Consider the following 12288-nt stretch of genomic DNA (forward strand, 5'->3'; position numbering starts at 1 on the left):
GACCTCGGTGGCAGACTTGCCGCATGACGGACCCGCTCGCGCCCTTCTCGGCACCCACCCGGGAATGGTTCGGCGGGGTCTTCTCCGCCCCCACCGCGGTGCAGGACGAGGCGTGGCGGGCGATCGCGGGCGGTGGACACGCGCTGGTGGTGGCGCCGACGGGCTCCGGTAAGACGCTCGCGGCCTTCCTCTGGGCGCTCGACCGCCTCGCCTCCCGACCTGCCCGCGAGGGCACCAGCGTCGTCTACGTCTCACCGCTCAAGGCACTCGGCGTCGACATCGAGCGCAACCTCCGCGCGCCCCTGACCGGCCTGCGGCTGGCCGCGGAGAGGCTGGGCGAGACCATGACGCCGGTCACAGTCGGGGTTCGCAGCGGCGACACCCCGGCCAAGGAACGCGCAGCCCTGCTCAGGCGGCCACCGGACATCCTCATCACCACCCCCGAGTCCCTCTACCTCATGTTGACGAGCTCGGCGCGCTCCACGCTCACCCAGGTGGAGACCGTGATCGTGGACGAGATCCATGCGGTGGCCGGCACCAAACGCGGAAGCCATCTCGCGCTCACCCTCGAGCGGCTCGACGGCCTGGTGGGCCGGGATGTGCAACGGGTCGCGCTCTCGGCGACCGTACGTCCGGTCGAGCGGGTGGCCGCGTTCCTCGGGGGTGACAGGCCTGTTCAGGTCGTCGCGCCGCCGACGGCCAAGAGTTGGGACGTCCGAGTGCGGGTCCCCGTGCCGGACCTCACCCAGCCCGGGCCCCCGCCCGGCACCGAGGACGCCGTCGATCCGCTGCTCACCGACGGCACCGAGAACAACTCGATCTGGCCCCACGTCGAGGCCGAGCTCTACGAGGCGGTCCTGCGTGGCCGTTCCACGCTCATCTTCACCAACGGTCGGCGGGCCGCCGAGCGCATCACCGGCCGGCTGAACGAGATGTGGGCCGCGGCGAACGACCCCGAGTCGCTTCCCGACGTGCCGGCCCGCCCGCCGGCGCAGGTGATGGCCCCGTTCGACGTCGTGCGCGGCGCGCCGGCCGTCATCGCGCGCGCGCATCACGGGTCGGTGAGCAAGGAGGCGCGTGCGGAGATCGAGGCCGCGCTGAAGTCCGGCGAGCTGAAGTGCGTGGTGGCCACCAGTTCCCTGGAGCTGGGCATCGACATGGGTGCCATCGACCGGGTCATCCAGGTGTCGTCTCCGCCGTCGGTCGCCAGCGCCCTCCAGCGCATCGGCCGCGCCGGCCACGTGGTGGGGGCCACGTCCGCGGGAGACGTCTATCCTCTCCATCGGGGAGATCTCGCCGGAGGCGTGGTGACGACCGAGCGCATGCTGGCCGGGCAGATCGAGGCCCTCCACGTACCGCGGCATCCGCTCGACGTCCTCGCCCAGCAGACCGTCGCCGCCACCGCCGCCCGAGGCGACGCCGGCCTCGATCCGGACGAATGGTTCGCAGCGGTGCGGCGCTCCCTGCCGTATCAGGGACTCGACCGGTCCCTGTTCGACTCGACCATCGAGCTCCTCACCGGCTCCTACCCGTCCGCCGACTTCGGTGATCTCAGGGCCCGTCTCAGCGTCGGCGAGGAGGGGCGGCTGTACCCCTTGCCAGGGGCGCTGCGCCTCGCCGCCACCTCCGGGGGCACCATCCCGGACCGGGGCATGTTCGGCGTCTTCCTGGCCGGAGACGAGAAGGGCCAGCGCCGCGTCGGGGAACTCGACGAGGAGATGGTCTACGAGTCCCGCGTCGGCGACGTGTTCACGCTCGGCGCATCCTCCTGGCGCATCGAGGAGATCACCCGAGATCAGGTGCGGGTCTCCCCCGCCCCCGGAAACACAGGGCGTCTCCCCTTCTGGCGAGGTGAGGACGTGGGTCGCTCGCCGGAGCTCGGTCGCGGCATCGGAGCGCTGCTGCGCGAGGTGGCGCGGGACGAGAACCGGCTCGACCGGCCCTACCTGGATGCCAACACCGCGGCCAACCTCGGCACCTACGTCGCCGAGCAGCGCAGCGCCACCGGCGCGCTGCCGGACGAGTCGACAATCGTCATCGAACGTTTCCGCGACGAGCTCGGCGACTGGCGCATCGTCATCCACAGCCCTCTGGGGCGACGCATCCTCGCACCGTGGGCACTGGTCATCGGCGAGGCGCTGACCCGCGAAACCGGCATGGATGTGCGGCCCGTCGCGGGCGACGACGGCATCGTCCTGCGCCTGCCCGACTCGGAAACTGCCGAGCAGCTCGCCGCGCTCGTCGTGCCGGAGCCGGACGAGGTCGCCGAGATCGTCACCAGCCAGGTGGGAGGCAGCGCCGCCTTCGCCGGCCACTTCCGCGAGTGCGCCGCGAGGGCGCTGCTGCTGCCGCGCCTCAACCCCGGGCGGCGGGCGCCCCTGTGGCAGCAGCGCCTCAAGGCTCAGCAACTGCTCGAGGTGGCCCGACACCATCCCCGCTTCCCGATCATCATCGAGACGGTGCGTGAACTCACCCAGGACGTGTTCGACGTCCCGGCCCTGGTGGAGCTGGCGCGCGCGCTGCGCGCCGGGGCGGTCCGGTTGGTCGAGGTGGTCACGGAGGTGCCCAGCCCCTTCGCGGCCTCCCTGCTGTTCCGCTACCCGGGCGCCTTCATGTATGAGGGCGACGCGCCGCTGGCCGAGCGACGGGCGGCGCTGCTGTCCATGGACCCCGATCTGTTGGCGGCCGCGCTGGGCACGCTGGATCTTCGTGAGCTGCTCGACCCCGACGTCGTCGCCGCCACCATCGCTGAACTCCGGCACACGGCGCCCGACCGCCGGGCCTCCTCCGCCGACGCGCTGGCCGAGCTGCCGAGGCTGCTCGGCCCCATCCCCCTCCGCGCTCTGCCAGATCACACCGACGGGGTGGCCCCGGACCCGGCGGATCACCGCACCCTCGTCGTCCACCTGGCGGGCCAACCGCATCTGGTGGCCGCCAGTGACCTCGGCCTGCTGCGCGACGCCCTCGGGGTCCCCGTGCCGGCGGGCTTCGCCGCACCGGTGACAGAGTCGGGTCGAGATCCCCTCACCCAGCTCATCGCGCGGTACGCCCGCACCAACGGTCCGTTCACCGCCCAACAGGTGGCCGACGCCTTCGGGCTCGGCGTGGGCACCGTCGGCATCGTGCTCGACCGCGAGGTTGGGGGGCGGCGGCTCACCACCGGACGCTTCACCCCCGGGGAGGCCCACCAGGAGTTCGTCGATCCCGGCGTGCTGCGCAGGATGCGAACCCGGAGCCTCGCCCGAACCAGGGCCGAGGTGCAACCGGTGTCGCAGAGCGGATACGCCCGGTTCCTTGCCGCCGCGCACCAGCTGGACGACCGACCCACGTCAAGCCCCGACGAGGTGCTGCTCGCGCTCCAGCGCCTGGCCGGTGCAGCGCTGCCCGCCAGCTCGTGGGAGACCCACGTCCTACCGGCCAGGCTCAAGGGGTACTCCCCCTCCCACCTCGACACCCTTCTCGCCGAGGGCGAGGTGGTCATCCGGGGCCGCGGTTCGGCCGGCCCGAACGATCCCGTGCTTGCGCTGGTCCCGATCGGCGACCTCGACCTGCTCGGCCCGCCCGGCGCCGCACCCAGCGAGGAGGCTGAGGCGCTGGCCAAGGAGCTTTCGGAGGGGGACGGCACGCTCAGCTCGGCGCGCCTCGATGACCTGTGGCGAGCGGCCGAGGAGGGGGTAGTCGCGCCCACGTCGATGGCACCGGTTCGGGCCCGGATCGGCGGCGCCGGTCGCGCAGCTCACAAGGCCCCCCGGCCCTCCCCGCGCCGTCGCGCGCGGCTGCCGCGGCCTGCCCGGTCGCTCGGTGGGCCTCAGGGCGCCGTCTCCGCCGTGGGGCGCTGGTACCGGGTCCGCGATCCCCAGCTGCCCCAAGCCGACGCTGCGCTGTCGTTGGCCTCCGCGTGGCTGGAGAGGTTCGGCGTCGTGACCCGGGGCGGGGTGACCGCCGACGGGGCCCCGGGCGGGTTCGCCGCGGCCTACCGCCTGTTGGCCGAACTGGAGTCGGCGGGCAAAGTGCTGCGCGGCTACGTGGTTGAGGGGCTGGGCGGCGCCCAGTTCTCCACGTCCGACGTCATAACGCAGGTGCGCGCGTACGCCGACTCTCCCGACGAGACCTTGTGGCCGTCCGGCGCGCAGCGTCCGACCGTCGTTGTCGTCACCGCGCTTGATCCGGCCAACCCGTACGGGTCGGTCCTGCCCTGGCCCGATCATCCGACGGCCCGTCCCTCCCGTGCCGCCGGCGCCTTGGTGGTCCTGGCGGACGGGCTGTGCCTCGCGCACCTCACCCGGGGCGGCCGCACGTTGACGCTGTTCGGCGAGGAGGGCTTGCGCGCCGATCGCGCGGGCCTGGTGGCGCGGGCGCTGGCGGACGCCGTCGCCGAGGGGCGGATGAACCGCCTGCGGATCGAGGAGATCGACGGCGAACGCGTCGGCTCCTCCGGGTTGGAGACGGTGCTCCGTGAGGCCGGTGGACGTCTCACCCCCAACGGGATCGTGTTCGAGGCGCGCCGTGCCTGAAGGCGACACCATCTGGCGACTGGCCCGACGGCAGGCCTCGCTCGTTGGGCGCACCATCGAGCACTGCGAGTTACGGGTGCCCCGCTACGCCACCGTTGATCTGGCGGGCACCACCATCACTCGGGTGTGGGCCGTGGGGAAACACCTGCTGTGGCAGTGCGAGGATCTGGTGCTGCAGACCCACCTGCGCATGGACGGCACGTGGCGGGTGCACCCCGTCGGCTCCCGGTGGACACTGCCGGCGCACACCGCGCGGGTCGTGGTCCGGGTCTCCGGGGGCATCGAGTTGGTCGGCCACGACCTCGGCGTGGTGGAGGTGTGGCCGGTGGGCGAGATGGAGGCCCACATCGGGTACCTCGGTCCTGACCTCCTCGCCGCTGACTGGGCCACCGGGGGACGGGATGAGGCCGTGCAGAGAGTCGCCGCGGACCCCCACCGCACCATCGGTGAGGCTCTGCTGGACCAGCGGAACCTCGCGGGCATCGGCAACGAGTACCGGGCCGAGGTGTGCTTCCTGCGCGGAGTCCACCCGGCAACGCCGGTCGGCCGAACCGATGCCGCCGCCGCCGTCGATCTTGCGGCGAAGCTGATGCGCGACAACCTTCAACGCCCCGCGAGGACCTTCACCGGCGACTCCCGTCCCGGTCACCACACGTACGTGTTCGGACGCAAGGGGCGTCCCTGTCGGCGATGCTCCACGACGATCAGGTCGGGTGAGCTGGGCGCGGAGGGGCAGGAACGCATCATCTGGTGGTGCCCGGTGTGTCAACCGACCGCCATCGACGAACAGTAGGCCGAACCGCCATCGCTGTCGGTTTACCGCCGACGGAGGCTGTCCGTCGACGTTTCGGCGCACAGCTTCGTGACGATCAGGCTGCAGGGCTAGAGCTCGCGCGGATCACCAGTTCCGGCGCCAGCTTCCGCGGGCGGGGGTCTTCACCCGCCATGACGCTCATGAGCGTTTCCAGCGACAGCGCCCCGAGCGCCTCGAACGGTTGATGCACCGTCGTCAGCGGCGGAGAGAAGAACGCCGAGCCGTCGATGTCATCGAAGCCGACGAGGCGCACGCGGGAAACGTCCGGCCCCAGCGCAGCGGCGAGCCCGACGGCCATCAGGTCGTTGGCGCAGAACACCGCGTCAGGCAGGTCGTCGGCAAGCGTTTTACCCGCCGCATACCCGCTTTCCGGAGTCCAGTCCCCAACAATGGGATCGAGCAGTTCGAGGCCGGCGTCACCGAGGGCGGATCTCCAGCCGCGGACACGCGCTGCCGCGTCGAACCAGTCGAGCGGACCGGTGACGTGGGCGATGCTCCGCGCACCGGTCTCGATGAGGTGCCTGACCGCGAGCTCGGCCCCCAGCTGCTGGTCGATCGAGACGGTGTGGCAGCCACACTCCTCGGGCGAGAGGTCCCCCACCATCACCGTGGGGATCCCTTCGAGGCGGTCGCGCACCAGGTCGAACATGCGCTGGTGCGGTGCCACCACCGCCACCCCGTCGACGCTGCGGTCGCGGAAGGACTCGATGATGCTCGCGACGGCGTCCTCCTGATCGGCTGGCAGCGCCCCCACCAGGGTCGCGTACCCCGCGCTGCGCGCGGCCACCTCGATTCCGGCGACGGTGCGCGAGGGTCCGAAGAAGTCCGCACCTGTCCACACCACGCCGATGAGCGCTGAGTGTCCACTCGCGAGCGCACGCGCTGCGAGATTCCGCCGGTAGCCGAGGTCGCGCATCACGGCGAGCACACGATCACGGGTCTCGCTGCGGACCAGATCCGGCTCGTTGAGCACCCTTGAGACGGTCTGGTGGGAGACGCCCGCGGCGCGGGCGACGTCCCTCATTCCGGGGGCACGAACACGGGACGAGACCCGCTCGGACGCGGGCCCCGTCCCGGAATCCTCGGGCACTAGATCCCCTGCGTGGCGCGGTGCCAGACGTGCTCCAGGCGGAGGTTGCGCGCGAAGCCGCGCGCGGTGGTGTCTGCGTCGATGACGGCCAACTCCATCGCGGCCATCTCGGCGAGGTCTTCCCACATCTCGCGGGTGGTGGCCGTCGTCATCACCGTGTGGTGCGCGGCGCCCGCGGTCAGCCAGCACTCGGCCGAGGTCGCGAAGTCGGGCTCCGGAACCCACACCGCCCGGGCCACGGGCAGCTTGGGCAGGGGCGCGTCCGGCTCGACGTTCTCCACGATGTTCATGATGAGCCTGAACCGCTCGCGCATGTCAGACATCGCGATGACGAGGGCGGGACCGGAGTCCGCGGTGAACACCAGCCGGACCGGGTCCTCCTTCCCGCCGATGCCGAGCGGGTGGATCTCCAGCTTCGGCTTGGCGGTGGTGAGCGACGGGCACACCTCGAGCATGTGGGCGCCGAGGATCTTCTCGTTGCCTGGGGTCATCTCGTAGACGTAGTCCTCCATGAGCGATGCACCGCCGGGAAGGCCGTAGCCCATGATCTTGGCGACGCGCACGAGGATGGCGGTCTTCCAGTCGCCCTCAGCGCCGAAGCCGTAGCCGTCGGCCATGAGGCGCTGCACCGCGAGACCCGGCAGCTGCTTCAGCGCGCCCAGGTCCTGGAAGTTCGTGGTGAACGCGCCGAAGTCGCCTGACTCGAGGAAGCTCCTGAGCCCCAGCTCCTGTCGCGCACCGTAGCGGAGCGACTCGTGCCGCTCCCCGCCCTTGCGCAGTTCGGCCGCGACGTCGTAGAGCTCCTCGTACTCGGCCGCCAGCTGATCGATGGCAGACTCCTCGACTGCCTCGACCGCCTCGACGAGCTCGTTGACGCCCCAGGTGTTGACCGCGACGCCGAGCTTGAGCTCGGCCTCGGTTTTGTCCCCCTCGGTGACGGCGACGTAGCGCATGTTGTCACCGAACCGGGCCAGCGTCAGGTGGTGCAGCGCATCCCAGCCTGCGGCGGCGCGTGCCCACGTCCCGATCTTCTCGTGCACCTGCGGGGTCGAGGCGTGACCCACGACCGTGCGGCGGGCCTTACCGAGGCGCGACGCGATGTACGCGAACTCACGGTCGCCGTGGGCCGACTGGTTGAGGTTCATGTAATCCATGTCGATGGTTGCCCAGGGCAGCTCCATCGAGGCCTGCGTGTGGAGGTGGAGCATCGGCTTGTCAAGGGCGGCCAGCCCCAAAATCCACATCTTCGCCGGCGAGAAGGTGTGCATCCAGGTGATGACGCCGATGCAGTTCGGGTCCGCGTTGGCCGCCAGCATCTCGTCACGGATGGCGTCGCGGTCCTTCAGCGTCGGACGCCAGGAGATCTTGACGGGGATGGCCTCGGCTCCGTCGAGGTGGGAGACGACCTCCTTGGCCTGCTCCGCGACCTGCTCGAGCGTCTCGGGCCCGTACAGGTCCTGCGAGCCGGTGAGGAACCAGATTTCCTTGCCGTCGAATGGGTTCTTCATTGGGGGTCTCCTTTACTTGGTGCCGGGCTGGCCGTAGACGTTCTGGTAGCGCGCATAGAGGCTGTCGATGTCGGACTGCTCAATGCGCAGGGGCTCGCCGAGCTGACGAGAGATGTGGACGGTCCGGGCTACTTCCTCGACCATGACTGCGGCCTTGACCGCGGCCGTCGCGTCCTTGCCGATGGTGAAGGGGCCGTGGTTGGCCATGAGCACCGCTGGGCTGCGCGACTCGCGCAGCGTCTCCACGATGCCCCGGCCGATCGAGTCGTCGCCGATGAGAGCGAACGGTCCGATCGGGACGTCCCCTCCGAACTCGTCGGCCATCATGGTGAGGACACACGGGATGGGTTCGCGTCGCGCCGCCCAGGCCGTTGCATACGTGGAGTGGGTGTGCACCACACCCCCGACCTCCGGCATGTTGCTGTAGACGTACGCGTGCGCCGCAGTGTCCGATGACGGAGACAGCCTGTCCGGTGTTCCGTCGACGATCTTCTGGCCGTCCAGGGTGCAGACCACCATGACGTCAGCGCTCAGCTCGTCGTAGCGGACGCCGGACGGCTTGATGACGAACAGCTCGGTGCCCGGCACCCGCTCGGAGACGTTCCCGGCGGTCCACACGACGAGTTCGTTGCGCGGCAGCTCCTCGTGCAGCTTGGCCACCTTCTCTCGAGTGGCAGCCACCGACTGCTGCTGCTGATCTGAAAGCTCGGTGAGGACGATGGTCACGCGGATCTCCTTCGGTTATGCGTGGGCTCCGCGACGGATGTCACGAAGTGGCTGGCCCGGAGCGGGCGCAAGGGCATGTTGAGCGTGGTGGCCGCGGGGACGACGGCAGCGGCGAGGACCGGACGTGTCGGACGAAGCGATGAGCGAGCGCGCCCGGACCCCGCCCGTCCGGCACCTGTGCCGGACCCGTTCGGCGTCCATTCGCTCATGGCATCCTCAGTTGATGTGAACGTTCACACAATAGCACGGTGCGCGGGCGGCATCAAGCGACTCCGCGGCACCCCACAGGTCAATAGTGCCCCATCGTCGTAACGCCGTTTCCGCGGCCTTAAACAACGAGCGAGCGCGCGCAAATGGGCGGCGGCGTCAGTCCGCCGGCTGGTCCGGGTCGATGAGGTGGGCTGACAACGCATCTCGAATGGCGCCCGGGAGCTCGATCTTGAATCCGCGGCGATCCGCGCACACGAGGATGGTCCGGGCCCGGACGAAGACCCTCTCGTCGGCCGGATCCACCAGCTCCGCGACCAGCGTGATGGAGGAGGCGCCGAGGTGGGCGGGCGCGACGCGGACCGCATAGGGCTCCATGCGATGCTCGAGCTGGGCCAGGTAGTCGACGTCCTGACGGGCCACGAGCCACAGATACTCACTTCCCTCGGACCCAGCCCGGGCCATGGAGGGATCCCAGGTGGTTGTCGCGGTGATGCGGGCCTGCTGGAGGTAGTCGTAAACTTTCGCGTTGTTGACGTGCCCGTACGAGTCGAGATCGGTCCACCGCACTGGCAGGTCAATCGCGGTGCCCCTACCCTCCAGATGCGGAGCCGCCAGGGGGCGAAGCGGTTCCGCCTCCGTTACGAACCCGCCGAGGAAGGTCCGATATTCAGGCTTGAGCCGGATCGGACGCTGCGCCTCGAAGTCGAACGCGCAGAGCGTCGTCCTGGCGCGCACCGCCAGTTCGCCGTCCTGACGCAGTTCGTAGGCGAGCTCCAACCGCGACCCGCCGAGCGCGCTGACCCCCAGCGCCACGTGCACGCCGTCGTCGGAGTAGTCGATCGGGCGCCGGTATTCGACCTGGTGGGAGACGACCACCACGCCCTCGTCCAGCAGCTGGGACGCGGGTCCGCTGCGCAGGAACGCCACGCGCGCCTCCTGCAGGTAGTCGACGATGATGGCGTTGTTGACGTGCCCCTGGGCGTCCAGGTCGGACCACCGCAGGGGCAGGGTGACGTCGAACACTCAGTCTTCCTGGGGGTAGAGCTTCTCGACGATGTCTCCGTACTTCTCCGTGACGATCGAGCGACGGATCTTCATGTTAGGCGTGACGCCGGAGTTATCGACGGTCAGTTCGTGGTCGAGGATGTGGAACTGCTTCACCGTCTCCCAGCGCTCGAGCTTCTCGTTGACCCGCGACATCCACTTCTCGATCGAGGAGCGGATCTCAGGGCGCTGAGACAGCTCCGCATAGCTGAGATGGCCGAGGTTGCGCTTCTCGGCCCACTTCTGCAGCAGCGCCGGGTCGAGCACCACCAGAGCAGACACGTACTTGCGCCCCTCACCGATGGCCACCGACTGCGCGACGTAGGGGATGTTCGCCTGGATGGCGCCCTCCACCTTCTGGGGAGCCACAAACTTCCCACCGGAGGTCTTGAACAGATCCTTCTTGCGATCGGTGATCCGCAGGCGGCCGCCGTCGGTGATCTCCGCGATGTCCCCAGTGTGGTACCACCCGTCGACCAGGACCTTCTCGGTCTTCTCATCGAGGTTGTGGTAGCCCGAGGTGATAATGGGCCCACGCAGCAGCAGTTCGCCGTCGTCGCCGATCCTCGTCTCAATGCCGGGCAGGATCGGCCCGACGGTGCCGAAGTGCGGGTCGGACGGTAGGTCGACGCTGGCGATCGCGCTCGTCTCGGTGGCCCCGTAGCCTTCGACGATGAGGATTCCGGCGCCGTAGAACCACTTCTGGACCTGCGGGGAAAGTTTGGCGGAGCCGGAGATCATGAACTTGATCCGACCGCCCAGCTTCTCCTTGAGCTTGGAGAAGACGAGCTTGTCCGCCACGCGGTACTTGGCGGCCAGCGCCTTCGGCATCTCCTTGCCGGCGAGGCGGTAGTCGATCGAGTCGTAGCCGACGCTGAACGCCCAACGGGCGATCTTCGCCTTGAGCCCCGTGTTGCCAGTCAGCACGGCACCGCGCACCTTCTCGAAGATGCGGGGGGCGCCGCACATGAACGTCGGCTTGACCTCGCCGAGGCCCTGGACGATCTTGTCGATGCGTCCATCCACAGCAGATGCGAAGCCGTAGTCGAGCTGGACGGCGATGAGCGCCTTACCGAAGACGTGGCTGAGCGGCAGCCACAGGTACTGCAGCTCATCCGGACCGATGATGTCGAGGTGTTTGGTGGCCGCGCCCTCGTAGACCCATGACAGGTGGTTGAGCCGCACGCCCTTGGGGCGGCCCGTGGTCCCGGAGGTGTAGATGAGGGTGGAGAGCGTGTCGTGATTGGTCGAGGCGACGGCATCATCGACCGCTGACGGATGCTCCTTGGCGAAACCTCGCCCCAGCTCCAGGAGCTGCTCGTAGCTGATAACCCGATCGTCGAGCGTCACATTCGCGGTGTCCAGGACGACGACGGTGTGGATCTGTGAGGTCAGCGCGTCGTCGTCGATGATCTTGTTCAGCTGCTCGGCGTTCTCGGCGATGTAGATGACGGAGCCCGAATCCTTGAGGATGTAGTGGACGTCGTCGGGCCCGGTGTTCGGATAAACCGTGGTGGTCGCACCCGCCGCCAGGGCGATGGCGAGGTCGAGGAAAATCCATTCGTAGCGCGTGCTCGAGCAGATTGCCACGCGATCCTCGTACTTCAGGCCGCGCGCCAGCAGGCCGAAGGCGAGAGGCTCAATGAGGTCGTAGGACTCACGCCAGGTGAGTCGGCTCCAGGTGCTCGGGCCCTCGGCACGACCATCCGGATACATGAAGGCCAACTTGTCCGGAGTGGCGGTCACCCTCCGACGCAACTGCTCCCCAATATTCGGCGCAGCCTTGGCCAGCACCTCTTCACGAACTCCCACGGACGTCCCCTTTCACGTTGCAGGCAAGACTAACGGCACTGCTGGCCGGGGGGTAGCTTTCACGAGGACCCAGTTACTTGAATCATCAAGCATTCTGGTAGAATGACGGGATGACCGAACCGCAGGGGGGATGGCTCTCCGAGTCCCAGCAGAAGACGTGGCGCAGCTACCTGCTGGCCAAGACGCACATCGAGCAGTACCTCGAGGGGGCACTCGAAGACTACGGGCTCAGCCTCCCTGAGTACGAGCTCCTCGTGCGGCTGTCCGAGTCGCCCGAGCACACCATCCGCATGGGAGAGCTCGCCGCGTCTGTCGGCCACTCCCGCTCCAGGCTCACCCACACCGTGAAGAGGATGGAGCAGGCAGGCTACGTCGTCCGCGAGTCCTGCGCCTCAGACGGCCGCGGCGTCCAGGCCCGGATGACCGAGTCGGGGTACGACCTCCTCAAGCGCGCAGCCCCCGCCCATGTGGACTCCGTGCGGCGCGTCTTCGTCGACGCGATCGCGCCCGACGACTACGCCGCCCTTGGGCGCGCGATGAGCTCCGTGCTGGCGGTGGCAGACTAGGGCG

Annotated in this window: 8 protein-coding genes; 3 read left to right on the plus strand and 5 right to left on the minus strand. The window is 69.2% G+C overall.

The genetic code is table 11. The annotated features are described in order from the left end of the window. Nucleotides 1–23: 23 nt before the first annotated feature. Complete coding sequence (locus RPIT_RS08880; protein ID WP_077342437.1) at nucleotides 24–4514, plus strand: DEAD/DEAH box helicase; 4491 nt, start codon at nucleotides 24–26, stop codon at nucleotides 4512–4514. Next, the gene (locus RPIT_RS08885; protein ID WP_077342439.1) at nucleotides 4507–5307 is read left to right on the plus strand and encodes a DNA-formamidopyrimidine glycosylase family protein; all 801 of its coding nucleotides are present in this window, start codon (nucleotides 4507–4509) and stop codon (nucleotides 5305–5307) included. The genes RPIT_RS08880 and RPIT_RS08885 overlap by 8 nt, the downstream gene beginning before the upstream one ends. Before the next feature lie 76 nt (nucleotides 5308–5383). Here RPIT_RS08885 and RPIT_RS08890 read toward each other — a convergent pair whose 3' ends face one another. The 5 genes from RPIT_RS08890 to RPIT_RS08910 all read right to left on the minus strand — a co-directional run bounded on the left by RPIT_RS08890 (nucleotide 5384) and on the right by RPIT_RS08910 (nucleotide 11718). Continuing rightward, entirely contained in the window at nucleotides 5384–6352 is a 969-nt protein-coding gene (locus RPIT_RS08890) for a LacI family DNA-binding transcriptional regulator (protein ID WP_077342441.1), read from the minus strand. A 65-nt stretch (nucleotides 6353–6417) separates the two neighbouring features. Further along, nucleotides 6418–7926 carry an L-arabinose isomerase gene (gene araA / locus RPIT_RS08895; protein ID WP_077342443.1) on the minus strand — a complete coding sequence of 503 codons (1509 nt, stop codon included), beginning with the start codon at nucleotides 7924–7926 and terminating at the stop codon, nucleotides 6418–6420. A gap of 12 nt (nucleotides 7927–7938) precedes the next feature. Further along, the gene (locus RPIT_RS08900; RefSeq protein WP_077342445.1) at nucleotides 7939–8652 is read right to left on the minus strand and encodes an L-ribulose-5-phosphate 4-epimerase; all 714 of its coding nucleotides are present in this window, start codon (nucleotides 8650–8652) and stop codon (nucleotides 7939–7941) included. 366 nt (nucleotides 8653–9018) lie between these two features. After that, on the minus strand, nucleotides 9019–9885 hold the full coding sequence (locus tag RPIT_RS08905; RefSeq protein WP_077342447.1) for an acyl-CoA thioesterase: 867 nt from the start codon (nucleotides 9883–9885) through the stop codon (nucleotides 9019–9021). After that, a complete protein-coding gene (locus tag RPIT_RS08910) occupies nucleotides 9886–11718 on the minus strand; it encodes an AMP-dependent synthetase/ligase (RefSeq protein ID WP_077342449.1) in 1833 nt (610 codons plus the stop codon). Nucleotides 11719–11828: 110 nt separating this feature from the next. Between RPIT_RS08910 and RPIT_RS08915 the strand changes: the two genes are divergently transcribed. Further along, on the plus strand, nucleotides 11829–12284 hold the full coding sequence (locus tag RPIT_RS08915) for a MarR family winged helix-turn-helix transcriptional regulator (RefSeq protein WP_077342451.1): 456 nt from the start codon (nucleotides 11829–11831) through the stop codon (nucleotides 12282–12284). Nucleotides 12285–12288: the final 4 nt, after the last annotated feature.

This window comes from Tessaracoccus flavus (genome assembly GCF_001997295.1).
In the GTDB taxonomy this organism is placed as follows: domain Bacteria; phylum Actinomycetota; class Actinomycetes; order Propionibacteriales; family Propionibacteriaceae; genus Arachnia; species Arachnia flava.

Excerpts from the sequence above, each read along its gene's own strand:
- RPIT_RS08915 (WP_077342451.1), top strand. The coding sequence starts at position 11,829 with ATGACCGAACCGCAGGGGGGATGGCTCTCCGAGTCCCAGCAGAAGACG.
- RPIT_RS08890 (WP_077342441.1), bottom strand. The coding sequence starts at position 6,352 with ATGAGGGACGTCGCCCGCGCCGCGGGCGTCTCCCACCAGACCGTCTCA.
- araA (WP_077342443.1), bottom strand. The coding sequence starts at position 7,926 with ATGAAGAACCCATTCGACGGCAAGGAAATCTGGTTCCTCACCGGCTCG.
- RPIT_RS08880 (WP_077342437.1), top strand. The coding sequence starts at position 24 with ATGACGGACCCGCTCGCGCCCTTCTCGGCACCCACCCGGGAATGGTTC.